Source organism: Planococcus sp. TJ-301 (assembly GCF_058268475.1).
Map to the genome: position 1 here is coordinate 1,548,520 of NZ_JBZDOH010000001.1, position 24,918 is coordinate 1,573,437.

At 49.1% G+C, this 24,918-nt stretch carries 29 protein-coding genes and 1 riboswitch; of the genes, 4 read left to right on the plus strand and 25 right to left on the minus strand.

The window, feature by feature from the left end:
• Nucleotide 1: 1 nt before the first annotated feature.
• From AC4EHJ_RS07625 to AC4EHJ_RS07710, 18 genes are all read right to left on the minus strand, one after another.
• Nucleotides 2-589 carry a cob(I)yrinic acid a,c-diamide adenosyltransferase gene (locus AC4EHJ_RS07625; RefSeq protein WP_490974959.1) on the minus strand — a complete coding sequence of 196 codons (588 nt, stop codon included), beginning with the start codon at nucleotides 587-589 and terminating at the stop codon, nucleotides 2-4.
• Entirely contained in the window at nucleotides 561-986 is a 426-nt protein-coding gene (locus AC4EHJ_RS07630; protein ID WP_490974960.1) for a bifunctional adenosylcobinamide kinase/adenosylcobinamide-phosphate guanylyltransferase, read from the minus strand. The genes AC4EHJ_RS07625 and AC4EHJ_RS07630 overlap by 29 nt, the downstream gene beginning before the upstream one ends.
• Nucleotides 938-1,522 (minus strand): histidine phosphatase family protein, encoded by a 585-nt coding sequence (locus AC4EHJ_RS07635; RefSeq protein ID WP_490974961.1) that lies wholly within the window; start codon nucleotides 1,520-1,522, stop codon nucleotides 938-940. The genes AC4EHJ_RS07630 and AC4EHJ_RS07635 overlap by 49 nt, the downstream gene beginning before the upstream one ends.
• A complete protein-coding gene (gene cobS, locus AC4EHJ_RS07640; RefSeq protein ID WP_490974962.1) occupies nucleotides 1,495-2,265 on the minus strand; it encodes an adenosylcobinamide-GDP ribazoletransferase in 771 nt (256 codons plus the stop codon). The genes AC4EHJ_RS07635 and cobS overlap by 28 nt, the downstream gene beginning before the upstream one ends.
• Nucleotides 2,262-3,716: a cobyric acid synthase gene (locus tag AC4EHJ_RS07645; protein ID WP_490974963.1), complete on the minus strand. Its 1,455-nt coding sequence runs from the start codon at nucleotides 3,714-3,716 to the stop codon at nucleotides 2,262-2,264. The genes cobS and AC4EHJ_RS07645 overlap by 4 nt, the downstream gene beginning before the upstream one ends.
• A gap of 4 nt (nucleotides 3,717-3,720) precedes the next feature.
• A complete protein-coding gene (locus tag AC4EHJ_RS07650) occupies nucleotides 3,721-4,269 on the minus strand; it encodes a bifunctional adenosylcobinamide kinase/adenosylcobinamide-phosphate guanylyltransferase (RefSeq protein ID WP_490974964.1) in 549 nt (182 codons plus the stop codon).
• On the minus strand, nucleotides 4,251-5,330 hold the full coding sequence (gene cobD, locus AC4EHJ_RS07655) for a threonine-phosphate decarboxylase CobD (protein ID WP_490974965.1): 1,080 nt from the start codon (nucleotides 5,328-5,330) through the stop codon (nucleotides 4,251-4,253). Before cobD ends, AC4EHJ_RS07650 begins: the two co-directional genes overlap by 19 nt.
• Complete coding sequence (cbiB, locus tag AC4EHJ_RS07660; RefSeq protein WP_490974966.1) at nucleotides 5,317-6,270, minus strand: adenosylcobinamide-phosphate synthase CbiB; 954 nt, start codon at nucleotides 6,268-6,270, stop codon at nucleotides 5,317-5,319. Before cbiB ends, cobD begins: the two co-directional genes overlap by 14 nt.
• Nucleotides 6,267-7,727 carry an adenosylcobinamide amidohydrolase gene (locus AC4EHJ_RS07665; RefSeq protein ID WP_490974967.1) on the minus strand — a complete coding sequence of 487 codons (1,461 nt, stop codon included), beginning with the start codon at nucleotides 7,725-7,727 and terminating at the stop codon, nucleotides 6,267-6,269. Before AC4EHJ_RS07665 ends, cbiB begins: the two co-directional genes overlap by 4 nt.
• A gap of 1 nt (nucleotide 7,728) precedes the next feature.
• Entirely contained in the window at nucleotides 7,729-8,721 is a 993-nt protein-coding gene (locus AC4EHJ_RS07670) for a FecCD family ABC transporter permease (protein ID WP_490974968.1), read from the minus strand.
• On the minus strand, nucleotides 8,714-9,682 hold the full coding sequence (locus AC4EHJ_RS07675) for an ABC transporter substrate-binding protein (RefSeq protein WP_490974969.1): 969 nt from the start codon (nucleotides 9,680-9,682) through the stop codon (nucleotides 8,714-8,716). The genes AC4EHJ_RS07670 and AC4EHJ_RS07675 overlap by 8 nt, the downstream gene beginning before the upstream one ends.
• 357 nt (nucleotides 9,683-10,039) lie before the next feature.
• Nucleotides 10,040-10,227, minus strand: a riboswitch (cobalamin riboswitch).
• Between the two features lie 44 nt (nucleotides 10,228-10,271).
• Nucleotides 10,272-11,933, minus strand: a complete 1,662-nt coding sequence (gene argS / locus AC4EHJ_RS07680) for an arginine--tRNA ligase (RefSeq protein ID WP_490974970.1) — start codon at nucleotides 11,931-11,933, stop codon at nucleotides 10,272-10,274.
• Entirely contained in the window at nucleotides 11,930-12,340 is a 411-nt protein-coding gene (locus tag AC4EHJ_RS07685) for a YwiB family protein (protein WP_490974971.1), read from the minus strand. The genes argS and AC4EHJ_RS07685 overlap by 4 nt, the downstream gene beginning before the upstream one ends.
• Before the next feature lie 174 nt (nucleotides 12,341-12,514).
• A complete protein-coding gene (locus tag AC4EHJ_RS07690) occupies nucleotides 12,515-13,012 on the minus strand; it encodes an antibiotic biosynthesis monooxygenase family protein (RefSeq protein WP_490974972.1) in 498 nt (165 codons plus the stop codon).
• A gap of 102 nt (nucleotides 13,013-13,114) precedes the next feature.
• On the minus strand, nucleotides 13,115-14,341 hold the full coding sequence (locus AC4EHJ_RS07695) for a cation:proton antiporter (RefSeq protein WP_490974973.1): 1,227 nt from the start codon (nucleotides 14,339-14,341) through the stop codon (nucleotides 13,115-13,117).
• 275 nt (nucleotides 14,342-14,616) lie between these two features.
• Nucleotides 14,617-15,489, minus strand: a complete 873-nt coding sequence (gene speB / locus AC4EHJ_RS07700; protein WP_490974974.1) for an agmatinase — start codon at nucleotides 15,487-15,489, stop codon at nucleotides 14,617-14,619.
• Nucleotide 15,490: 1 nt separating this feature from the next.
• Complete coding sequence (speE, locus tag AC4EHJ_RS07705; protein WP_490974975.1) at nucleotides 15,491-16,324, minus strand: spermidine synthase; 834 nt, start codon at nucleotides 16,322-16,324, stop codon at nucleotides 15,491-15,493.
• Nucleotides 16,325-16,698: 374 nt separating this feature from the next.
• Nucleotides 16,699-17,214, minus strand: coding sequence for a YwhD family protein (locus tag AC4EHJ_RS07710; RefSeq protein WP_490974976.1), 516 nt, complete (start codon nucleotides 17,212-17,214; stop codon nucleotides 16,699-16,701).
• A 93-nt stretch (nucleotides 17,215-17,307) separates the two neighbouring features.
• Here AC4EHJ_RS07710 and thmT point away from each other — a divergent pair, with 93 nt between their 5' ends.
• Nucleotides 17,308-17,493 carry a 2-hydroxymuconate tautomerase gene (thmT, locus tag AC4EHJ_RS07715; RefSeq protein ID WP_135500829.1) on the plus strand — a complete coding sequence of 62 codons (186 nt, stop codon included), beginning with the start codon at nucleotides 17,308-17,310 and terminating at the stop codon, nucleotides 17,491-17,493.
• Nucleotides 17,494-17,545: 52 nt separating this feature from the next.
• Here thmT and AC4EHJ_RS07720 read toward each other — a convergent pair whose 3' ends face one another.
• The 3 genes from AC4EHJ_RS07720 to AC4EHJ_RS07730 are packed head-to-tail and all read right to left on the minus strand — an operon-like array spanning nucleotide 17,546 to nucleotide 20,221.
• Nucleotides 17,546-18,040, minus strand: coding sequence for a YwgA family protein (locus tag AC4EHJ_RS07720; protein WP_490974977.1), 495 nt, complete (start codon nucleotides 18,038-18,040; stop codon nucleotides 17,546-17,548).
• A complete protein-coding gene (locus tag AC4EHJ_RS07725; RefSeq protein WP_490974978.1) occupies nucleotides 18,041-19,345 on the minus strand; it encodes an HD domain-containing protein in 1,305 nt (434 codons plus the stop codon). It abuts the gene before it with no gap.
• A gap of 54 nt (nucleotides 19,346-19,399) precedes the next feature.
• Nucleotides 19,400-20,221 carry a lipoate--protein ligase family protein gene (locus AC4EHJ_RS07730; RefSeq protein WP_490974979.1) on the minus strand — a complete coding sequence of 274 codons (822 nt, stop codon included), beginning with the start codon at nucleotides 20,219-20,221 and terminating at the stop codon, nucleotides 19,400-19,402.
• A 174-nt stretch (nucleotides 20,222-20,395) separates the two neighbouring features.
• Between AC4EHJ_RS07730 and hemQ the strand changes: the two genes are divergently transcribed.
• Nucleotides 20,396-21,145 (plus strand): hydrogen peroxide-dependent heme synthase, encoded by a 750-nt coding sequence (gene hemQ / locus AC4EHJ_RS07735; protein WP_490974980.1) that lies wholly within the window; start codon nucleotides 20,396-20,398, stop codon nucleotides 21,143-21,145.
• 372 nt (nucleotides 21,146-21,517) lie between these two features.
• Here hemQ and AC4EHJ_RS07740 read toward each other — a convergent pair whose 3' ends face one another.
• The 4 genes from AC4EHJ_RS07740 to AC4EHJ_RS07755 are packed head-to-tail and all read right to left on the minus strand — an operon-like array spanning nucleotide 21,518 to nucleotide 23,637.
• Nucleotides 21,518-21,895, minus strand: coding sequence for a DUF423 domain-containing protein (locus AC4EHJ_RS07740; protein ID WP_490974981.1), 378 nt, complete (start codon nucleotides 21,893-21,895; stop codon nucleotides 21,518-21,520).
• Nucleotides 21,896-21,915: 20 nt separating this feature from the next.
• On the minus strand, nucleotides 21,916-22,170 hold the full coding sequence (locus AC4EHJ_RS07745; RefSeq protein ID WP_490974982.1) for a DUF5327 family protein: 255 nt from the start codon (nucleotides 22,168-22,170) through the stop codon (nucleotides 21,916-21,918).
• Between the two features lie 59 nt (nucleotides 22,171-22,229).
• Nucleotides 22,230-22,904: a uracil-DNA glycosylase gene (locus AC4EHJ_RS07750; RefSeq protein ID WP_490974983.1), complete on the minus strand. Its 675-nt coding sequence runs from the start codon at nucleotides 22,902-22,904 to the stop codon at nucleotides 22,230-22,232.
• Nucleotides 22,905-22,917: 13 nt separating this feature from the next.
• Nucleotides 22,918-23,637: a DUF4230 domain-containing protein gene (locus AC4EHJ_RS07755; protein WP_490974984.1), complete on the minus strand. Its 720-nt coding sequence runs from the start codon at nucleotides 23,635-23,637 to the stop codon at nucleotides 22,918-22,920.
• A 70-nt stretch (nucleotides 23,638-23,707) separates the two neighbouring features.
• Between AC4EHJ_RS07755 and AC4EHJ_RS07760 the strand changes: the two genes are divergently transcribed.
• Together AC4EHJ_RS07760 and thiD are read left to right on the plus strand one after the other, a co-directional pair.
• Nucleotides 23,708-23,962 (plus strand): hypothetical protein, encoded by a 255-nt coding sequence (locus AC4EHJ_RS07760; RefSeq protein ID WP_490974985.1) that lies wholly within the window; start codon nucleotides 23,708-23,710, stop codon nucleotides 23,960-23,962.
• A 63-nt stretch (nucleotides 23,963-24,025) separates the two neighbouring features.
• On the plus strand, nucleotides 24,026-24,862 hold the full coding sequence (gene thiD, locus AC4EHJ_RS07765; RefSeq protein WP_490974986.1) for a bifunctional hydroxymethylpyrimidine kinase/phosphomethylpyrimidine kinase: 837 nt from the start codon (nucleotides 24,026-24,028) through the stop codon (nucleotides 24,860-24,862).
• Nucleotides 24,863-24,918 lie beyond the last annotated feature (56 nt).

A 24,918-nucleotide genomic window follows, 5' to 3' on the forward strand; every position in this document is an offset into this window, starting at 1 on the left:
GTTATTCACTTTTCTTTCCGCGTCCGCCGTTCTTAAACACTTTTGCGCTTCGGACGTATTCATTGTCAGGCACCCCGGCCCGTGAGTTGGCCACACGTGCAGCCGCAAATAAATAATCCGATAAACGGTTTAAATACCGTTGAACGACCGGCGGGAAATCTTCGCCTTTTTTCATCAGTGTAACGGTCTGGCGTTCCGCCCGGCGTGTGATGGTCCGCGCAATATGCAAGGTGGCCGCTGCAGGCGAACCGCCTGGCAAGATAAAGCGTTCTAGCAACGGAGGCTCATCCATTAAGTCATCAATGCGCGATTCAAGAATAGCTACTGGCTGTTCAGTCATTTTATATTGCGGTTCTTTTCGTACATCCGCCAAATCTCCCCCGCAATCAAATAATTCATTTTGAATCGCTTCGAGGTCTGCAAGCAGATCTGCATAAATTTCTGGATCCAATTCAGTCATAGCTTTACCGATGAACGAATTGGCTTCATCGATCGTCCCGTATGCTTCGACGCGTGTATCGTCTTTATCCGCACGCGCACCAATCAAACCTGTTTGTCCTTTATCGCCCGTTCTTGTGTAAATTCTCATGCAAATCCGCTCCTTTTAAAGTTTCTGGTATGCCGTACCAAATCCGGGTAACCGACGCCGCTTGCGAAAACAATTGCTGGTACAAACGGCCAACCACATCACGCAATTCACGTTCAAGCGGGTCAGCCGGCACGATGCCTCGGTTGATGTCCGTTAAAATCCAGATTTGGCGGGGTACCTGATGCGCTATGGCATCCTGGACCATTCGATTAATGGCTTTTTCGTCCATATCTTTTTCCAATTGCCCTTTCACCCAAAGTTCCAATCCGGCTACAACGGTCCCTGGAACAGAATTGTGAGGCAATTCTCCTTCGAACCAAGCTGCTTCATTGCATCCCGTAAGCCCTCTTACAAATTGACGTTTGCCGTTAAAGGCGCCGCCGAATACGATATGCATTGCTGCCCCTCCTCATAAGCTTTCCTGCTTTGCCAAGTTATGCTATAGCGATGGCCATGAAGCGCAGTCTGCTGTTTAAAAGCAAGGCCGGTTGCTTTTGCTGCCAAACAGCGAACCGGTCCCCCGTGCGTCACGACCGTGAATTCATTTCCTTCCGGAAGCGAACGGACCGCTCTGTCAATGCGCATGGCAAGTTGCTCCAGGCTCTCGCCATCCGGCGGTGCAGTTTCTTCCGGGTCATCAATCCATTCCCGGTAGGCTCGGCAGTTCTTCAATTGCTCATAGGTTTTCCGCTCCCATTTGCCGAAATGGCATTCTCGCCAGTCCGGATCAGCATGGTAAACCGCATTTGGAAATAAAATTTCTGCGGTCTGCCGACAGCGCATCAAGTCGCTGCCCCATACTTTCCGAACAAAAGGATTGTTTGCGCCTTGAAATGGAAGCACCGGTTCATCAGTCCAGCCGATGTAACGCTTTTCTTTGTTGCCAGCTGTTGGTGCGTGGCGAATCAGATGAAGAATAAACACATCGTCCATAATAAGATTTCGGCTCCTTCCACATAAGCTCCGAAGAGATCTCCCGTAATGCCACCGAAGTTCCGTAAGCACCATCGCCGATATAAAAATAGGAAAAGCAGAAAAGCTACAAGAACTGCAAATGCCATTGACCAGCCGCCCACATACAAAAGCAATGTGCCCACAAGGAGCAGATAAATGGCAGAAGATCCTGCAATCCACCGTTTATCTGCTCCTTGTTGGAAGAAAGCAGCCAGCCCATCTTTTTTTGCGCTTTTCGTCCAATTGAATAAAATCAGCAAGCCGGTACGGGAAAGCAATGGAACAATCAGCAGCCATAACAGCGGAAGATCCGAAAACACTTCTGAAAGCACAATAATCTTTCCTGCGACTGCGAATAGAAGCGCCATCGTTCCAAACGCCCCGATTCTCGGATCTCCCATAATTTCTAGGCGTTTTTCCCGGTTCTGATACGAAAAGTAGGCATCTGCGGTATCGGCCACCCCGTCCAAATGGAGGCCGCCCGTTGCCGCAAAGAAAAAGAATACGAGCAAAAATGCACCTAGTAATGGGCTAGCATCAGTGTATTCCTGAAACAAAAACGCAAGGCCCATTGCAGCTGCACCCATCACCGCCCCTAGAAGCGGCAACGCCATGTACATGACCGTAATATCCCGCTTTTCCATGGGCAATGCTTTTTTCATCGGAACCACCGAAAAAAATTGAAAGGCGAGCGCAATTCCTGAAGCGATATGGCTCCTCATTTAAACACCTCAATCATTTGCCTTACCGCTGGCCAGTCAATATGGGCTTTTACATGCTCAGCCCACTGTCCATAGCGATCGACTTCCATCGCAGCTTCCGGTGTCGGCAAATTTCTCCTCTTTCGGATCGGCGCCAAAAATGCATTCCGGCATTCCACATTCGCAAAAAATCCATGGAGATGCGTTCCGAGAATCTTTCCCGAAAAATATCCTTCTGTACCGTCTGCAAAATGAATTAGCGGCGATGACGCTTCTGTCGTTCTGCCGACATGGATTTCATAGCCCTCCACGGCTGCTTCTTGACCAGAAAATCGCACTTTCCCGCTGCGCCTAGCGACAATCTTCTCTTCTTTGAAGACAGTCTCCATTCCAGCTATCAAGCCCAATCCATCTTCTACTTCTACAGCCGTTCCATCAAAGCCAGTTGGATCGCGCAAAAATTCCCCCATCATTTGATAACCTCCGCATAAGCCGACAATCCAGCATTCGTGCTGCAGCGATTGCAGCTTTTCTGCAAGTCCCTGCTGCTTCCAATGGTGCAAATCGGCAATTGTGCTTTTTGTGCCTGGAATGACCAAAATATCGGGTTGGCCGATTTCCTCCACCTTTTCAATCCACCGCAAAGCAGTGTCCTGTTCCATGAACAACGGCTCGAGGTCAGTGAAATTCGACAAGTATGGATGCTTCAACACCGCAATATCCACTGCATTTTCACGGGTTTGCCTCACTAGTTCACGAACTCCAAGCGAATCTTCCTGTTCGATTTGGTGATCCGGTAAGTAGGGAATGACTCCGAGCACCGGCAAACCGGTATAATCTTCTAAAAATTGGATGCCATCTTCAAATAACCGAATATCGCCCCGGAATTTATTGATCAGCAGGCCTTTCACTCGCTCTGGATTCGGAACAAGTGCCAGCGTGCCGATGATGGAGGCAAAGACCCCGCCCCGTTCGATGTCCGCAACAAGGATCACCGGCACATCGGCATATTCAGCTACGGCCATATTCACTAGGTCACGGTCATTCAGATTGACTTCCGCCGGGCTGCCTGCGCCTTCAATGACAAGATGGGTGAATTTTTTTTCCAAGTTGGCAAGTGCCTGGGCAATCGCCGCTTGTCCTTGTTCGTAAAACCGCTGCCGGTAATCCATCCCATCCATAACCATCGTTTTTTTGCCGAACAAAACTACTTGCGACTTCATGCTGCTTTCCGGCTTCAGCAAAATCGGATTCATGTCCACCGTCGCAATTATCCCCGCCGCTTCAGCTTGAACACCTTGAGCGCGCCCAATTTCTTCGCCTAACACAGTAACGTAAGAGTTATTGGACATGTTCTGCGACTTGAAAGGTGCCACTTTCTTGCCTTCATCAGCAAGAATACGGCAGAAGGCGGTGCAAATCATGCTTTTCCCGACATCTGATGAAGTTCCTTGGATCATTATGCCCTTCATGCAGTCACTTCCTTTTATAAGCAAATCCATTTTCCATTTCAAAAGCTTCTTCTGACTCAGCAACGAGCCAAAGGTGAATTCGGCCGAGCCAACGCTGATACGTTTCATCGCGAATAAAATCGTCCATGACTTCGTTCGATACCACAACCAGCACTTCAGAAACTGCCTGGATCTCTTGCAGCGTCTCTTGCAGCGCTGCCCATTTCTTCTCCATGCAGCCGGGCTCTGCCGCACAAGGCGTGCCGGTTTCCCAGCCCGCGTATAATTCATTGGCTAGCCAAGTCGTCACGCAATCCCACAGGACCGCATCTCCAGCCTTCAATTGATGCAAAGAATCTTCAAGATGCAGCGGCTGTTCGATGGTCATCCAGCCATCATAGACGCGGTCTTGCCGATGCCGCTCAATCCGCTCTTCCATTTCTTTGTCATAAGCTCTTCCACTAGCAAGGTAGATATTCCTTCTTCCTGTGGCGTGGAGAACCTTTTTTTCCGCCCATGCGCTTTTGCCGCTGCGGACGCCGCCGCTGATAAAAATCATTTTTTTTCCAGCCATGCGCTAATCGCCTCCCGCAGCTGAATCATCTGTTTTGGCGCTTTCATGCCAATGCGGAACCACTCGCCGTCCATCCCGCGGAACGATTTCGTATGTCTTAGTACCAGTCCCTTTGTCAGCATATCCATGAAAAACTGTTGAGGATTTTTTCCTTGCGGCAGCCGGAACGACAAGAAGTTCACTGCTGAATCAGTGACCTCGCAGCTATGCCCCATTAAAAATCGTTCCATTTGCTGCCGTTCCTGGTCCGCCGCTTCCACCACCCGCTGACGGTATTCCGCCTCTTTAAAGCAGTTTGATCCAAGATTTGCTGAAATCGCATTGACGTTCCAGTGGGCAGCACCTTGCTTGAGTTCAGCTATTATGGTTGGATCTGCTACGGCATAACCGAGGCGCAGGCCGGGAATCGCATACATCTTCGTCATCGACCGGACAATGATCAGATTCGAAAACTCTTTTTGCCGACCGATAAACGAATGCTGCTCCCCTGCAAAGTCAATAAATGCTTCATCCAATACCAGTTCACAGTTTGCTGCCTTGCAAGCTTCTGCCAGAAAGACCTGTTCTGGACGCTTAAGCATCCTGCCGGTTGGATTATGCGGGTTGCATATATAAAGCGCTGCGCTGCCTGCGAGCTCTGTCGCCACTCTTTCCAACTCCAAGCGCCAGCCATTGTCTGCGGTTAATTGCACCGTGATTATTTCAGCGCCTTCTGCCTCCAAGGTTTTCCGGTATTCGGAAAAAGCCGGTTCAATCAATATTACCCGCTTGCCGCGATAGCGACGCGAAAGCCAGGTGAAAATCTCCGCAGCGCCGTTTCCTGCTGCCACTCTGTGAGCTTCAATTTCGTGGTAAGCTGCTGCAGCGCTGCGAAACGGTTCCCCATCCGGATCCGGGTATCGGCGGATCTGTTCCAACAAGCCCGGCCAGGCTTGTTCCACAAAAGCCGGCGGCCCAAAAGGATGGACATTTTCACTGAAATCCAAAATCGAATGCGGCTGCTCCACGCCTGCTTGTTCAAATAACTTGTGTGGATTTGCTCCATGGTCAGGCAATTTCAATGAGGATCCCTCCTATTGCAAAAAGAATAAAAAACCAAATGGCCGCTGTTTGCATATGGCTGACGGCATCACGGATATGGGCAGCTTCCAGCCTGTAGGCCGGAACACCCATGCGAGCCCGTTCCGAAGAAATGCCTTTGTATGTATTGAGGCCGCCCAGCTCAATACCCAATTGAATCGCTGTTGCCGCTTCCAGCCAGCCGCTATTCGGGCTGGGATGCTTTTTGGCGTCTCTGCACCATTCGACAAAACGCTGGCGAAGCGACATGTTTCTTTTATTCTCCGTCAAAATCAGGATTAACCCACCGGTAATCCGGCTCGGGATGAAGTTTAAAAGGTCGTCCAGACGCGCTGAAGCAAAACCGAATTTTTCAAACTCTTGGTTTTTATAGCCCACCATCGAATCACATGTATTGGCCGCTTTGTAAAGCCACAACCCGGGAGCTCCAAGAAGGAACGCCCAAAACAACGGGGCCGTCACGCCATCGCTTGTATTTTCCGAAACGGTTTCGACCACTGCCCGCGTAATTTCACTTTCGTCCAATTTGTCTGTATCCCGACCGACAATCCAAGACAGCTTTTCTCTAGCCAGGTTCAAATCTTCTTCAACCAACGGCTTATAGACTTCTTCTGCAGCGTCCATTAAACTTTTTTGCGCCAATCCTGAAGCGATCAAAGCGGCTTCTACTAAAAATCCCAGCGCCCAATGAAAGGCATAAGCGCTTTTCACAAGCAGAAAGACGGTGGCGAATGTGATTGATACAACAGCCGCTGTCATCAGGAAGCCGTTGCGAAACGCATGAGGCTTCTGGTTCCAGCGTTTTGCTAACTGGGTTATCCCTTTGCCGATCCAGCGCACCGGATGCGGCCACTTTGGAGGATCACCCACAAGCCGATCAATCATCATCCCAAGCGCAATCGCGGAAAGATGGCCGATCATTGCATTTTCGCCTTTCTGTATAACGCGATCGCTTCAATCGTGCATTGGTATACACCCGATCCAATCAACCCGCCAAGCTCTGTAATCGGGCCGGCGTAGGGAAGGATCGCTCCTTGCTGAGTCGCTGCCACCAGACAGCTGTCTGTCGAGGTTCCAGTCGCAATCGTTCCTGTCAGCGGATCTTTGACGCCTTCTTGGTGCAGCGCTTTTGTTTTTGCTTCAGTAGCCGTAATCATAGCTTGGATGAAGGCTTCATCCGACAAAGCACCATTGACCAAAATCCAGGTGTTGATCGTTCCGACTCCCAATGGCCGCTCGATCGCTTTTGATACATCCACTGCATTGCCGACGCCAGCTGTCACCGCAATGACGACAGAACCGAACGAAGAGGGAAATTCTTTGATGATGACATGCTCCGTCTTTATAGCGGTCATCATGCCGACAGTATCGGTCGGTTTAAAGCCCCGCTCTTCGATAAAGCGGGTCATCTCGCTTAAGCTGTCATCGATGTTGTAATCCATGTCCACATGGCGGTTAATAAAGGTTCGGTACCAGCCTGCTCCTGCGTTGATGACTGCGGAAGATACGGTTTTCAATGGCACATCGCTTTCGTATAGCACCATGTCCGCTGAAATTGAAAAGTCCTTCACCCGGATAACTGATGCCGCTCGCGGCCGTTCCACTCCCGGAAGCAGTGTAATCTGGGGTTTTGGCAATTCCGGGTGGGGATGGTTACTGACCCTAGCTTGATAAACCCTCTCGATGTCTTGTTCCCGCACCACTTCATGAGGTTCACCGATGCGCATTACATGCCCCTTGTCGAGAAGCAATAATTGATCGCAATACATGGAAGCGAGGTTGATATCGTGAAAAATGGAGATTATTGTTAAGTCTTTTTCAATTGCTTGCCGTTTGATCGTATCCAGCAATTCCCGCTGATGATTAATATCCAGATGATTGGTCGGTTCATCCAATAATAGGATTTTGGCATTCTGTGCAAGCGCTTGGGCGACGAACACCCGCTGCTGTTCTCCGCCGGACAACTGGTCAATCGGTGTATTTTCATAATGTTGGATATCCATCAATCGCAGCGCCTCCGCAACCGCCGCTTCGTCTTCATGAGACCAGGATGCAAACCAGCCGCTTTGGTGCGGATACCTGCCGAGCGACACGGTTTCCCGGACAGTATGGGCAAATGCGTGGGCATGCAGCTGCGGCAGAACGGCCATTTTCTTCGCCAATTCTTTCGCCCCGAATTCGCTGATAGCACGCCCTTCAATTTCAACCGCTCCACTTTTGGCCGGCAGAACGCCGCTGATCAATTTCATCATGGTGGATTTTCCGCTTCCGTTCGGACCCAAAATACCCAGCATCTTTCCTTTCGGCACTTCAAAAGAAACTCCTTTAACAATGGTCTTATCTCCATAGCCGCCGGTAAGTTCCGTTATTTTCAGCATGTTAAGCCCCTCCTTTGCGCTGCCGGAAAAAGATGAAGGCAAAGACCGGCGCGCCAATAAATGCAGTAATTACGCCAATTGGCAGTTCTGTAGGGGAAATGATCGTCCGCGATACAAGGTCACAGACGATGAGCAACGCTGCTCCATTGATAAAAGACAGCGGCAGCACATGGCGATGGTCCGAGCCCCAGACGAGACGCACCATATGCGGTACGACGAGGCCGACAAAACCGATGGTGCCGGATACAGCGACAGCTGCCCCAGTCAGCACCGAACCGCTGATCAAAATCATCATCTTGCGTTTTTTCACGTCTACTCCTAGATGCTGCGCCCTTTCTTCGCCGAACAGCATGGCATTTAACTCCCGGCGGTTGAGCCACAGGATAAAAGAACCGATTAAGATGAAAGGCAAAGCCATCTGGACAAAAGGCCAGCCGCGCATCGAAACACTGCCAAGGAGCCAGCCGATAATCTGGCGCAGCTCTTCACCGGTCAAGGCGATCATCAGCGAGATGATCGAACCGAGAAAAGAACTGAAGATGATGCCGGTCAAAATAACAGTTTCCATTTTCATTGCCTTGTCCACCAGCTTCGCAAACGCCATCACGGCGAGCATCGTCACTAGCGCTCCTAACATGCTCATGACAGGTAATGTGTAAATACCGAGAAAAGGGATGGAAATGCCGAAAAAGAGCGTCATCACGGCGCCGACTGAGGCACCGGAAGACACTCCTAACGTGTAAGGATCAGCCAATGGGTTTTTGAGAAGCCCTTGGAATGCTGCGCCTGCAATTGCTAACGCAGCGCCCACAAGACCTGCCAGCACCACACGGGGCATGCGAATATTCCATAATATATTGGCTGCTGCTTCATCCGATGCCGGATTCCAAATGACAACCGGCGAGATGGAAACCGTCCCGACCGTTACACCCAACACCACGGCGCCTCCCAAAAGAAAAAGAGAGACGAAATAGGCAATAATTTTTTTACTCACTGAAAACCTCTGGATAAACCGTTTTTGCCAATTCCATCAAACCTGCCGTCAATCGCGGGCCTGAACGGGTTACTTGGTCTGAATCCACGTTATACACTTCATCTTCTTTCACTGCGGCCACTTCGGCAAAGCCGGTGCGTGCTTTGATTTTTTCTACAGCATCAGGCACATAAGCACCTTCTGTTGAGATGATCACTTCGGGATTCGCATCCACAATCGCTTCAGGATCCATGCTGACCCACCCTTCCTGATCGGCAGCGATGTTTTCAGCATTGATGATCGTCAGCATTTCGTCGATGAACGTACCGCTGCCCGTTGTGTAGATATCCGGTGTGCTTCCGACTTCGACAAATACGGATTTCGGTTCTTCGACCGCGCTTGCCTGTTCTTTTACTTCCGCTACTTGTGCTTCCATGTCTGACACCAGTGTTTTCGCTTCTTCCGTTGTGCCTGTCGCCTGGCCAATTATCGAAATCGTTTCATATACTTCATCAAAACTGGCCGCTTCTTGCACCACATAAACTGGAATACCTGCGTCGCGGACTTGTTGAAGCCCCGCTTCGCCTACCGCGACTCCTGACTCATGCGCCAATACCACGTCCGGATTCAAGCTGATGATTTTTTCGACATTGAATTCCTGCCCGCCGATTTTCTCAACTTTTGCAGCTTCTTCCGGATAATTATCAAAATCAGACACGCCGACCATTTTGTCGCCAAGCCCAAGTTCATATGCAATTTCAGTATTTGAAGGAATCATCGAGATGATCGCCTTCGGCTCTTCTTCAATTACCACTTCTTCGCCAACTGCGTCCGTCAATGTCACCGGGAATTCAGCTTCTCCCGCTGCCGGTGTTTCTGCCGGCGCAGTCTCTTCCTGTGCCGGTGCTGCTTCTTCGCCGCAGCCTGCTAATAATAATGCCGCCAACCCTGTACTTAATCCAAATTGCCAAATCTTCTTCATCTGTGAAATCCTCCGTTTCTAATTCGAAAAGTTGATGCGCCTGTCCAGTCCTGTTGGGCAAGTTATGGCCAAATGAAATTTGGGCTATAACTTTGCGACGAAGCACGAAGTGCTGCAGGAGCATATTGTTTTAAGGCGAATCGCCGAAGCGGCATTTTTTGCCGCACAAGCGAGGCGACTTAAGACCCCGAGGGACTAGGCGCTGAAGCTGGACACCATGAAAAGCGATAACGCTTATTCAACAATGAAAGGCTCCGGCGCATCCGCTTTCCGTTAAAAAATCCCCCGCAGAATCTGCGAGGGATTGAAAGGACGACATAAAAAAGCATGTACATCCAACCGGTCCTCGCAGGCTATGTGGGCGTTGTCATAAAGGCAGGTCTCCTGGCTTGTGATCATCGCTTGCTGCGCCTTCCCAAAGCTTGGCTTCAGTGGCATTGTTGCAGCTTGCTCTCACTTACAGTGGCGGGACCGCGCCGGAATCGAACCGGCTTCCCTTTTAACTCATGTTCTTAGACATAAGCACCTTTATGAATGAATATTCGATTGCCTTACACCAATAGTATACACGAAAATTTTTTCGTGTCGCTTACATTTTTTCCGGAGCTGAGACGCCGACAAGCTTCAAAGCATTGGCAATCGTCGTTTTCACTGCCGTAATGAGAGCCAATCTTGCACGCGTCATCTCTTCTTCAGAAGCATCAAGGACTTTATTGGCATTATAGAAGCTGTGGAAGTTTGCCGCCAGCTCATGGATATAAGTTGTAACGCGGTGCGGAGAACGCTGTTTAGCTGCATCTGCAACCACTTGCGGGAAATCGCCGATTTTCTTCAGAACATCAATTTCTTTTTCTGAAGACAAGAGGCTCAAATTGTCAGTTGATGCGATAAAACCTTGTTCTTCTGCTTGGCGCAGGATCGAGTTGATGCGCGCGTGCGCGTATTGTGAATAATAAACCGGGTTTTCATTGGATTGCGAAACAGCTAGATCCAAGTCGAAATCCATATGCGAATCGCCTGAGCGCATCGCGAAGAAATAACGGACCGCATCCAAACCGACCAATTCCACCAATTCACGCATGGTAACCGCTTTGCCTGTACGTTTGCTCATCTTCATTTTTTCGCCGTCTTTGTACAACTGCACCATTTGGATGATGCTGACTTCAAGCGTGTCGCGGTCGTAGCCCAATGCTTCAATCGCCGCTTTCATGCGCGGGATATAGCCATGGTGATCCGCTCCCCAGATGTTGATAAGCTTGTCGAAGCCGCGAGACAATTTGTCCTCGTGGTAAGCGACATCCGGCATTAAATACGTGAACGAGCCGTCGTTCTTGATCAATACACGGTCTTTGTCATCGCCGAATGTTGTCGAACGGAACCAAGTTGCCCCGCCTTCTTCAAAGATGTGGCCATTGGCGCGCAGCTTGTCCAAAGCGATTTCAATTTCTCCTTTTTCATACAATGAAGTTTCCGAGAACCAGACGTCGAACTCGACGCGGAAATCAGCCAAATCTTTCTGCAGTTTCGCAAGTTCAACTTTTAAGCCGTGCTGGCGGAACGCTTCAAAACGGTCTTCTTTCGACATCGAGACGAATTTATCGCCATGTTCTTTGACCAATACTTGCGCAATGTCTTTGATATCTTGGCCGCGGTAGCCGTCTTCCGGCATGTTCAACTCTTGGCCAAGCGCTTCAAAATAACGCGCTTCAATCGACCACGCCAAATTGTTTATCTGATTGCCCGCATCGTTTATGTAATATTCGCGTGATACATCATAGCCGGCCATATCCAAAACGTTGCATAACGAATCGCCGACTGAAGAACCGCGTGCGTGCCCTAAATGGAGATCGCCTGTCGGATTCGCCGAAACAAATTCCACTTGAATGCGTTCGCCGCCGCCTGACGTGCTGCGCCCGTAATCTTCTTTCTGCTCAAGGACTAATTTTACAACGTCCTGCAAATAATCTTTTTTGATTGTGATGTTGATGAATCCAGGGCCAGCGATTTCGATTTTCTCGATGTTCGCCGCTTCTTTGTCGACGTTTTCGACAATCGCTTCGGCAATGATGCGCGGCGCTTTTTTAGCGACGCGCGCCAATTGCATCGCAATATTCGTCGCATAGTCGCCGTTCGCCTTATCTTTTGGTGATTCGAGGAAAACATCCACTGGTTCTGCCGTCAATTCGGCTTTTTGAACTGCCTCATTGATTGCTTGTTTGATTGCGTGTTGCACTTTTTCTACTGCATTCATTGTTTGCCCTCCGTAAATTGAATTTCCATTTCGTATTCGCCGACATGGGAAGAACCCATCGCCAAATCGTAGCGGACTTTAAAATGTGCGTCGCTGGCTGAAAGTTCATGCGCTTTCGTCGTCAGCATGAACGAGCCGTGTTCGTTCGTTAAATTGCCAATCTGTTCTGTATGCAATAAAAACGGCAGCCGCATCTGCAGGCCTCCGCTTCTCATAATCACGGCATCATGTTCCCCGATTTTCACTGTGGTCTTGATGTCCAGTTCATCCTGCCGTTCCTCGTACTGCAAGTACCGCCGGTCATTCTTCACCGTCATCGTTCCCTCAGACCACATTTCTATCGTCTGTTCTTCCACGTCCGGCTGGCGGATTATGGTCGTCAGTTTGATTTTAACCAATTTTCTCATGCCGCCCCGCCTCCTTTAAGTAATAGCCTTTCCATTATAGCTCGATTCCGCGCTTGTTTTCAATTAAGGCTTTGGCGGAATATGCATAAAACACCCAAAAACGGGCCCAAATGCAAGAAACCACTCCGAAGAGTGGTTTCACATTCATCCAATAAAGCCTGCACTTGCATGGAATTACCTCTTATACGTCTTTACAAAAGAAGGGCGCGCGAAGATGTTCGGCCTTTTGTCGATGCCGTCCGCCGTTCCACGCTTTGCATGCGCCTGGCCGTAAGATTCCGACGCTTGCCAGTCTTTAAACGATTGTTCATCTTTCCACATCGTCAGAATGATGTATGTATCTGAGTTCAGCGGCTTTAATACGCGGATAGCTGCAAAGCCGGGCTCCCCTTCCACCTTGCCTGCCCGATTCTGGAAACGCGATTCGAAAATCTCGCGGCCTTCATCTGTCACTGGAATATTATTAAATACTGCAAAAAAGCCGTTGTTGATATCGCCGACCGCATTCAGCACTTCAAATGCTTCAAATCCTTGAGGCGGCGTGCCTCCTTCACTTTCATAAAGCAACGTCGATTCCTCGCCGTCCACTAGGTAAATCAGCCGTGCATTCGGAGTCGCGGCGAGCATCGCTACACCTTGGTCTCTGTGCCCTGTCCATTTATATAATTCCATTGCCATGCACCTCTTTCAGTTCTTCATTTCCTAATATTTTATCTCGACTGCCCAGAAGAATCTATTTATATCACCAGGCACTTCTTCTCCAAAATTAGTTTTTCATCCTTTTTCCCTAAGCCCGAGTATTCGGATAAGCGGTTTGATCGTCAAGCCTTGAACAATCAAGGAAAAGAGGACGACGGCGAATGTCAGGATCAGTACCGTTTCCCTTCCGTCAAAACTTGTCGGAAGACTCAGCGCCAATGCGATGGAAAGGCTTCCTTTCAGTCCCCCCCAATTGAGCAGGATTCGCTCTTTTCGGTTCAGGCTTTTCGCCGGCATCGTGCTGATAAACAGGGCAATAATCCTTGCTCCAATTACGATGAGAATTGCATAGAGAATAATGTCCCATTGTCCTCCGAAATCAATATTGCGGATTTCCAAGCCGACAATCAGGAAAATGAGCGAGTTCGCGATCAAAGCAATAACATCCCAAAAGGAATTGATATTCCGTTCGGTTATCTCGGACATCCCGATTTTCCCGCCATAATCCCCAAAGACAAACCCCCCTGCTACAACCGCGATGACACCTGACACATGAAGATGTTCCGCGATAAAATAACTGCCGAAGAACAATAATGCGGATACCACGATCTCAAAAGGATAATCGTCATAAAAACGGATGACTTGCGAGAAGATGAAGCCGAGGATGACCCCCACCAGGATTCCGCCAACCGCAAACTTCAGAAACAGCCAGACCCCGCTTCCGACGCCTGCCCAGCCCATTTCGATATAGGTCAATAAATACACCGAGGCAATTTGGAAAAGCACAATCGCTATGCCGTCATTGAACAGCGATTCCCCTTCCATGATTGTGGATAATTTTTCGGAGACGCCTGCAGATTTGAAAATGGACAGCACGCTGATCGGATCAGTGGCACTCATCAATGCCGCAAACGTGAAAGCCACAGCAATTGGAAGACCGATCAAAAAATGCCCTGCAAAACCGATGATGATGAACGATAGAAAGGTTCCGCCAAGCGCCATGCCAATCACCGTATTCTTCTGCTTGTAAAGATGATGAAATGGTAGCTTCAACGTCGCGTCCCCAAGAAGGATCGGCAGGAACAACGAAATGATGATGACTTGGAATACATTCGATTGGGTGATGAACTCTTCCGCTTGGTCAATCAGCGGAATCGGCAAATTGACGATGCCTAAAAAGAGCCCCACTAGTACAAGCGCAATCGTGTCCGGCTGATTGATTTTCCTGGCAACTCCAACTACGGAAATCGCAATGGCTAGCAGTATCAGAATTTGGATAAACACTTCATTGAAATCATGCATGCTCCCGCGCTCCCATCTGCCCTTTATCTCTTCCATTTCTCAAAAATTGAGCTTGTAAACATTTTAGCTAAATCAAAGTGTTTATTTGTTGCCCAGTTGCCTCAGCATACCGAATGATGTTTCCTTTCCTCTTGTTTTTCAATGCCGTCAATGCCGAAAATTTTTCCGTTTTTATTTCTAAGATCGCTTCCTATTCCCTAGTACCAGTCCATCCTTTACCGATTGTAAATCTAGAAAAGGCCGGCTTGGATTTTCCAGGCCGGCCTTTTTCTAGATTATTTTACCCAGCCAAGAATCATTTCACGGATGAGTTTGCTTGCAGTATTTGCGGTTTGGTCAGAATGGTCGTAGACCGGTGCCAATTCCACGAGGTCGAATCCGACAACGTTGACGCCTGATGCGGCAATGGCGTGGATCGACGCGAGCAATTCACGCGACGTAATGCCGCCGGCGTCGACTGTGCCTGTGCCTGGCGCATGCGCCGGGTCAAGAACATCCATGTCGATTGTGACGTAGACGCTGCGTCCTGCTAGCGTCGGCAATACTTGTTTCAAAGGCTCAAGCACTTCGAATTTAGATAAGTGCATGCCGTTTTCTTTCGCCCATTCGAATTCTTCTTTCATGCCAGAACGAATCCCGAATGAATAAACGTTCTTCGGTCCGATGAGGTCCGCAATTTTGCGGATCGGCGTTGAATGTGAATATTCTTCGCCTTCGTAGTTTTCGCGTAGGTCGGTATGCGCGTCAAAATGGATGATTGCTAAATCGTCGTATTTGCTGGCAACGGCTTTCATCACCGGCAGTGACACGAGGTGTTCGCCGCCCATGCCCATCGGGATTTTCCCATCGGCTAAAAGAGTGTGCACATACGTTTCAATTTCAACAAGAGATTTTTCCGGATTGCCGAATGGCAGTGGAATATCACCGGCGTCAAAGAATTTGACGTCGTCGAGTTCGCGGTCAAGATACGGGCTGTATTCTTCAAGCCCGATCGATACTTCACGGATTTTATTCGGGCCGAAGCGTGAACCTGGACGGTAGCTTACTGTCCAGTCCATTGGCATGCCGTAAAGCACTGCTTTGGATTCTTCGTAGCTCGGATGGCTTTTGATGAATACTTTACCTGAATAGGTTTCGTCAAAGCGCATCTTATTTACCTACTAAGTCTTTCACGAATTTCGGCAAAACGAATGCAGCGCTGTGCAATTCTTTCGTGTAATACTTCGTTTCGATGTCGTGGAAACGCTCAGCTGGCACTTCCAGCGGATTGTATTTTTTCGAACCGATCGTGAACGCCCACAAACCGCTCGGGTAAGTCGGGATGTTCGCCAAATACAGATTCGTGATCGGGAAAATCTCTTTCACGTCTTTTTGGACTTGTTCGATCAAATCGGCTTTGAACCATGGGTTGTCCGACTGTGCGACGAAAATGCCGTCTTCTTTCAGCGCTCTGGAAATCCCTGCGTAGAAGCCTTTTGTGAAAAGGTTTACTGCGGGCCCTACAGGCTCAGTAGAATCGACCATGATGACGTCGTATTTGTTTTGGGATTCAGCGATGTGCATGAAACCGTCTCCGACAATTACGTCAACGCGCGCGTCTTCAAGGCCGGATGCGATTGAAGGCAAGAATTTTTTCGAGTACTCGATCACTTTGCCGTCAATGTCGACAAGCGTCGCTTTTTTTACAGAAGGGTGCTTCAGCACTTCACGGATTACTCCGCCGTCGCCTCCGCCCACAACCAAAACATTCTCCGGGTTTGGATGAGTGAACAATGGAACGTGCGCCACCATTTCGTGATAAACGAATTCGTCTTTTTCAGATGTCATGACCATGCCGTCAAGGAAGAGCATATTGCCCCATTCAGCCGTTTCTGCCATCTCCAAGTATTGGAAATCCGTTTGTTCGGTGTGAAGCGTTTTATTGATTTTCATCGTAATTCCGAAGTTCTCGGTTTGTTTTTCTGTGTACCAAAATCCTGCCATCTATAATCAAACTCCTTTTCGATCAATTTAAAACTCCTTAAAAAAGTATAAGTCTTTTCGGCAAAAGTGCAATATTTTTTTGTACAATGTCCTTTACCCGCTGCGCTTAGCTCTACACACAAAATAAAAAGGTTTTCTGCAGAGGGAATTTTTCCCTTCACAGAAAACCTTTTTATCCTGATGATGCGGAGAAAGAGACATGAGGCATTGGGCTTGGGTTTTCTCGCAATGGCTCACGGCACTTGCTCGCACTTCAGGTGTCCTAGCTTTCTATTCAAAAGCTGTAGTTATAGTGTACTGCCTTTCTTTCCCAACTTCAACTGCCTGTGTAAAGCAATTACAAATGTCACAATTCAGTCAATAAATTACCTTATTTACCCATTTAAATCCTGATGCAATTGTTCGCTGCTGCGCTCCCACATTTCTGGGTTGTGGCTCTTCAAATAATCAGCCAGCACTCGCTTAGAAGCTTCATCCATTTGGTTGACAACAATTTTGCGCTTCATTGACTTGTCCATCAAATTGACGTGCTCCGCCAACATCTTGTAGCCGCGGCGTTTTTCCCGGTTGACGACCATCTCACACGCTGTGACGCCTGCGTAATAAGGGCCTGCCGGATTAAAGTCGATGGTGATCCAGACGAGCCAATATGGCTTTCCGCCTTCCGAGTCTTCGCGGTTGACCGTGAACTTGATGCCTCGCTCGACTTGGCTGCGTGCATGCATCGCGCCGATGTCAATAAATGCTTCGCCTTCTTCGATGTCGATAAATAGCGGGGAAACATTTTCCAATGACAAGGAACCGATGCCGTAGCCTTTATGGCCGTCGGTCGGATCGTTTTTTATAATGGTGAATCCTACTTTTTGTTTTGGTTTTTCTTCATTTGCCATGTGTCTATTTCCTCCGTTCTGATATGATAAAAGTATCTTCACAAGAGCTTCGCCAAAATGCCGAAGCTTATAAAAAAAGGAGCTGTATCCATTATGCCATACGTAACTGTCAAAATGCTCGAAGGCCGCACAGAAGACCAAAAACGCGCTCTGGTTGAAAAAGTCAGCCAAGCCGTTTCAGAAACAACCGGCGCACCGATCGAAAACGTCACTGTCTTCATCGAAGACATGAAGAAAACCGATTACGGTGTCAAAGGGAAATTGTTTAGCGACATCTAAAAATCGGACATCCGCTAAGTTATACGAAAAAACTCCCTTTATGGGAGTTTTTTTATTGCCTTAATTCCTCTATAAAGCCGTAAGCTTCTTGAATTTCGTCCCTTGTGAAATTCAATTTCGCTTTGACGATGTGAAGTTTCTCAACCTGTTCTTCGCGTTCCATGTGGTCAAAATACAAGAGTGTCGCAGTGAGTTCAAGGAAACGGCTGCTTTTGCCGTTCAGTTTTCCTGCGACTTCCGGTGAATCCAAAATTGACTCTTTCAGCGTTCCGCGGAAGTCCGAACCTTCTTTGGTCACCGCGTATTTATATTGAACGTATGAACCTTTGTCTTCGCGCTCCTCCGACAAAAACCCCATGTCGCATAATTCCTCTACACGAGCTGTCAGTTCTTCGGAATACGGTCCATAAATGTGGAATTCGTATTTTTCCTGGAATGGCACACCCAGCTTCTTTAAGATATAAATCATTTTCTGCATTTTTTTGCGTCCGGTGATTCCTTCAGCAGTGGCAATGAAATCCACAATTTTTGCATGTTCCTGGAGCAACTATACCCCTCCTTCTTTAAGCATTTCCACGATTTGCTGCTTGATGGCTTTTTTCTTGCCGTCCACCAGCAATTCGGCAGGGAAATATAATTTATAGTCAGTACGCCGTTTGCCGGAGATCGCTTCGACAATCTGAGACAAGCGCGACAATTCTTTGATGTCGCCGTTTGGCATCAACAAGTGGATCGGCAAGCGCTCCCCTTCTTCGCCGGGGCGGTAGAAATCGTAAGGCAGGTCCGACGTGGAGTCATCCACCAGGTAATAATCGGGATCGATGCCCGCTTTTTTGAACAAGCCGGCGAGTTCGCCGAGCTTTCGGTAATCTTTGCCCGGATCGAAATCGACGTATTGGAAAAGCCGTCGGTTGACGAAACGATCGCTCATATCCGAAAGGATCGGGTCGCGTTCGGTCATCCATAATTGGAAATAGGTCATCATGACGCCTTCATCGAGCGCCAAATAATCTTTCAATGTGAATGAACGGTCGAAGAATGCTGCGAAATGGGTCGGCGGCTGCGCAAATTCGTAGCCGCTGTCATGCAATTCTTTGGCACGCTGCAGGATTTTCCGCAAAATAACTTCTGCGCTGCGCGCCACCGGATGGAAATACACTTGCCAATACATTTGGTAGCGGCTCATGATGTAATCTTCGACCGCATGCATGCCGCTTGCTTTGATGACCACTTGGTCTTCGAGCGGGCGCATGACGCGGAGGATCCGCTCCATGTCAAAATGGCCGTACGAAACGCCGGTATAATAGGCGTCACGCTGCAGGTAATCCATGCGGTCGGCGTCGATCTGGCTGGAAATCAACGACACCACTTGTTTATTGGAATACGTTTTGGCGATGACTTCAGCAACTTTCTTCGGAAAATCAGCACCGACTTTCAGTAGAATTTGATGGACTTCCGTGTCGCCGAGCAGAATTTCACGGGTGAAGTTCTCGTGGTCGACATGGAACACCTTTTCGAACGAATGGGAAAACGGTCCGTGGCCAAGATCATGGAGCAGCGCTGCGCATAGCACAACGAGCCGCTCGCTTTCATCCCATTCAGGGCGTCCGTGGAACATATCGTCTGAAATCCGTCGGACAATCTCATAGACGCCGAGTGAATGGCTGAAGCGGCTGTGTTCAGCTCCGTGAAACACCAGATAAGAGGTGCCGAGCTGCTTGATGCGCCGCAAACGTTGGAATTCCCGCGAATTGATCAGATCCCAGATGACTTGGTCGCGCACGTATATGTACCGGTGAACCGGATCTTTGAATACTTTTTCTTCCGCTAACTTCTGATTTGCATAGCCCACGGCCGCACCTCCACTTTTTCTGCGTAATTGTTATTTTACACGAGCCGGTCCTAGTCATTCAAGGTCTGGCGACAGCATTTTTCGGTTGCGTTCAACGACTCGGTTCAAGTAAAAACCGTAAAGCTCCGTCTCTTCGGGCATCAGCGGCTGAGGGGCCGGTGAACCGAGCAATCCGTGAAGATCAAGCACGACTTCCTGTACCGTCAAGGGTTTCCCAAGGAGTTCGCTGAGCGACGCCATCACGGTCGGATCGATGTCCGGGTAGACCGCTTTCGTCTTCTCCCCTTGCAATCCTGCCTCGTAAAATCCACGGATCAAGTCCGCACGCTCTGCGCCAGACCCTTCGATGCACAAGTACACCTGGACCGCGATGCCGCGGCGGATGCGGCGTTGGGAAATCCCGGCGAATTTTCGTCCGCCGATGCTCAAGTCATACGAACCTGGGCAATAAGAGCCGAAGATTTCATACGCTTCAATCGGCGCTTCCGGGAACAAAGCCTGTACGAGTTCGACCATCATGTCATAGCCAGCCGGAATATCGATCGCGTTGTCTTTTTCGGACAGCACGAGCGAAATGTTCAGCACTCCCGAATCCAAGACGACGGCAAGCCCTCCCGAATTGCGCACGATGGGCTGATAGCCGCGCTCTTCCAAAAATTCCATGCCCGCTCCGATATGCGGCAGCCGGTGGTCCTGGATGCCCAGCACAACCGTATCGTCATGCACCCACGTACGGATTGCGGACGGGCTTTTCCCTGAACCGACGAGCTCGCACAATAGGTCGTCTGCCGCGAATGACTCCAGCGCGGATCGTTTTCTGGCGCTCAGGGACTGATCCCAAAAACGCCATTTTGTTTCTTCCATAAATGTTTCCATCTTGCTATCTCCTCTTTCATCACAATCGCTCTCCTAAGTGTACCCGAGATAACGGCCACTGAAAACCCGTTCCGCCCTTGTCAAATTAGTGACAGTCATTTCTTTTGGAGGTACTAGCCAGGCGGTTATGATAAACTGATTCTGTGAGATTCAGATTAAAGGAGTGTTTGATAAATGAATGAAGCAGCTATTACATTAGACGGCTGGTACGTCCTCCATGACTTCCGCACGATGGATTGGGTTACGTGGAAAATGCTGGACGACGCCGAGCGCCAATTTGCCATCGACGAGTTCCAAGCGTTCATGGACAAAGTCAACACAGCCGATACGAATAAAACGGGCGCACACGCGTTGTATTCAGTAGTTGGCCAAAAAGCCGACTTCATGCTGATGCTTTTGCGTGAAACGATGGACGAATTGCACGAACTGGAAACGGAATTCAATAAATTAACGTTGAACGCTTACACAGTCCCTGCTTATTCGTACGTTTCTGTTGTCGAACTTTCCAACTATCTGGCTGGAAAATCAGACGAAGATCCTTACCAGAACCCGCATGTCCGCGCACGCTTGTACCCTGAGCTTCAGCGTTCGCAGTACATTTGCTTCTATCCGATGGACAAACGCCGCGAAGGCAATGACAACTGGTACATGTTGCCGATGGACGAGCGCAAAGAATTAATGTTGTCACACGGCAAAATCGGCCGCAGCTACGCAGGCAAAGTAAAACAGATCATTTCCGGCTCTGTCGGCTTTGACGACTACGAATGGGGCGTTACGCTCTTTGCAGACGACGTTCTCCAATTCAAAAAATTGATCTATGAAATGCGCTTTGACGAAGTCAGCGCGCGCTACGCTGAATTCGGTTCATTCTACGTCGGCACTCGCTTAGACGCAGAACGCACCGCTAAATTCCTGGAAGTTTAATTGATTGATTGAAACCGCCCACGGGCGGTTTTTTCTATTTGGCGTCGGTTCGGCGGCTTTACTGTCCGCGTGGCAGCAAATACTGTCCGAGATTGGTGAAATACTGTCCGGAAGGCACAAAATACTGTCCGCATGCTCCTTTTACTGTCCCCAATGAATTTTTCAGAATCCTTTTCATCGCCCCCGGATTTTGCCGAGCTGGAGCTTCAAAGAACCTTAGTCGGTTGAACGAAAAGGGTCACGCATATCGCGCTAGCCGTTGATGATCCCGTAAAACTGAAACGTATGCTGGGAGAATAACCTTTTGGCATAAGTTCCTGCTCCATAAATGAAAAAAGCCCCCGCATGCGCGGAGGCTCCCTTTAAAAACGATTACAACGCTTTGGCAGCCGCGATGATCAGCATAATCCAGCCAGCGATGAACGCGACGCCGCCGATTGGCGTGATCGCGCCGAGTATGCTGATGCCAGTCAAGCTCAGCACATACAAGCTGCCTGAAAAAATGACGATTCCGGCAAGCATTAAATAGCCTGCCCAGTTTAATGAACCAAGCGGCCCAAGCAGCGAAGAACTCATCAAGATGGCAACAACCATCAAGCCGATGGCGTGGAACATTTGATATTGCACGGCAGTCTGCCATGTATCCAAGTATTTATCGGCAACGCGGCCTTCGAGCAAATGTGCGCCGAATGCGCCGAACCCGACTGACAACAACGCATTGAGCGCTCCTGCGATTAAGAAAAATTTCATGGTTTCATTCCTCTTTCCAATTAAAATTCAAACAGTGAATCTCCGTTTGCATCGTCTTCTTTTAATTTATTGACAGAAGACACGGTTTGCACCTGAGGAGACGCGAGCGGGATTGCCTGCGGCTTTTCGGCTGCCGGACGGTCGTCATCGAGCAGCAAATCGCAAAGCGCACGGATGGCCGCGATGGATTCGCGCATTTTTGAGGGATTCGATTTGCGCGCCAATGCCGTGTGTTTTTCAATCTCGCTTAAAATACGGGCGGCATCAATTGCCATGCCAAGTCCCCCTTTCGATTTACAATCTTTCTTATATTACCATGCATTTTGCAGCTTCGTCAGGCTAGGCAGAAATCAATCGGCGCTTCTCCGCGCTTCTCGAGCAATTGATTCACTTGCGAATATGGCCGGCTGCCGAAAAATCCGCGGCTTGCACTGAGCGGGCTCGGATGCGGCGCTTCGATGATTGCGTGGCGTTCCAAATTGATGAATTGCTTTTTCTGCTGGGCCGGCCGTCCCCATAATACAAAAATCACCGATTCTTCGCGGGCGGATAATTTCCGGATGACTTCATCCGTGAATTGTTCCCAGCCCTGGCCGCGGTGTGAATGCGCTTGGCCTTGTCTCACCGTTAGCACGGTATTGAGCATCATGACGCCTTGGTCCGCCCATTTCGTCAGCGTTCCGTCTTTTGGAATAGCGCAGCCCAAATCCTCTTTCAATTCCTTGAACATATTGCGCAAACTCGGCGGATGCGGGATGCCCGGCTGCACCGAAAAACTCAAGCCGTGCGCCTGGTTCGGCCCGTGGTAGGGATCCTGTCCCAAGATGACGACTTTGACGTCTTGAAAGGCCGTATGCTCGAATGCATTCCAAATATCTTGTTTGTCCGGATACACAGGCCCGTGTTCATATTCATGCTTCAGAAATTCCCGCAGCTTCAAATAATACGGTTTGGCGAATTCGTCGCCAATCACTTCTTGCCAATCATTATGAAAAATCTCTTTCGGCATTGCTTGGCCCTCCTCAGTCTTTGAACTCAACTGTCACGTCATAGCCAACCAGCTGGAACATTTCCTGCACCGAGCGTGCTCCGTTCTCTTCTGCCCGCTCAAGCACCCCTTGGCCTTCTGCTTCTTCAAGAATCAGCTTTTGCGCTTCTTCCGCCAGCTCGTAAGCTTCTGAAATATCCGCTTTGTCGCGGAACAGCCCTTCATACGAATAGACTTCCACTTGGTCCATGAATAATTCCGGTCCACCTAGGAAATCCGCTTTCGGCAACATCAATGTCGCCGTTTTCGCTTCTTCATCCACTTCGATGTCATCTTCCGTCACTTCTGAAAAATCGATGCCTGCTTTGACCGATCCCGGGATGATCACCAGCAATTGGCGTTTCGTCCCTGGCAGCTCCAAGCCGATTTCCTGGCCGAATACGGCGTTGTCCTGGCGTTCGATGATGGCTTTCGAGAACGCTTCCGCTGTCGATAATTCATTTAAATCCTGGATGCGCTCAAGGAACGCGCCTTTTTCTTCCGTGAACGTACTGCCATTCAACATCCAGAAGGCGCCCAGCGGCAATGCAATGAATAACAACAACAGCAACACTGCCAACACCATGAACGTTTTGCGGAAAACGCCTGCCACTACCTTCGCTGATTTCCAGAATCCGGATGGATTTGAATCTTCTTTGCCTTTCACTTCTTGCAATAAACGCTCAATCTCTTTCAATTTCGAATCATTTGCCACTGTCTATCCCTCTTTCTTGTATTCAAATCAATGAGCCCCCGTGATACGATGGAGCAAAGGGGCGATTCACATGGCCGATTGGCGGGAAAAAATAAAATCCGTTTCCAAAACTAAAGGAAACAGCGCGCCTGAAAGCGCCAAACGGCTTGGCCTGGGATGCCTGGGCTTCGCTGTCCTCGCTGTTTCCATTCTAACATTGATCGTGGCATTTGGTCTTTTCAAAAGCGGCAGCTGGATGGCCGGTTTTTTCGCAGGGGCATTTTTCCTGGTGTGCGCGGCCACTACTGTTCTGCTCCTCATGCCGCACAAGTCCAATCCATTGTAAATACACTGATTTTTGATAAAATGAAGAAACATAACATATTACTTATAAAGGGGATAAAATTGAATGGCTTTGAAAAAAACTTTAACAATCGCCGGCTCGGACACTTCCGGAGGCGCTGGTATACAAGCTGATTTGAAAACTTTCCAAGAACACGGCACATACGGTATGAACGCGCTTACCGTCATTGTGACAATGGACCCGAACAATGGCTGGAGCCACGGCATCCATCCGATCGCAGTTGATACGCTGCAAGCGCAATTGGACACGGCTTTTTCTACAGGCATCGATGCGTTGAAAACGGGCATGCTGCCGACGGTCGAAATCATCAAAATGGCGGGCGAAGCAATCGCTGAATCCGGCATCCGCGACGTGGTTATCGATCCGGTCATGGCGTGCAAAGGCGAAGCGGAAGTCCTATTCCCTGAAAATGTCGACGCCATGATCAAATACTTGCTGCCGCACGCGAAAGTCGTAACGCCAAACCTTGTGGAAGCTGGCGAACTGTCTGGCGTCGGCATCCTGAAAACCGTTGACGATTTGAAAGAAGCAGCAGAAAAAATCCATGCACACGGCGCGGAATATGTTGTCATCAAAGGCGGCAAGCAATTAAAGCATGAAAAAGCGGCTGATCTGCTTTTCGATGGTAAAACGCATTACTTGCTGACATCAGAGAAAACCGAAACAACTTACAACCACGGCGCTGGCTGCACGTTCGCAGCGGCGATCACTGCCAATCTGGCAAACGGGCAAGAAGTTGAAGATGCTGTCCTGAACGCGAAGAAATTCGTTTCAGCAGCTATCGCCAACGGCTGGAAGCTCAACGAATACGTTGGTCCGGTTATGCACGGTGCGGCGAATAAATTCGAAGAAACACCTGAAGTGCAAATGGAAAAAATCTAATCCTCATCAATAATGCTGTCCCGAATGCTGTGAAAACGGCTTTCGGGGCAGTTTTT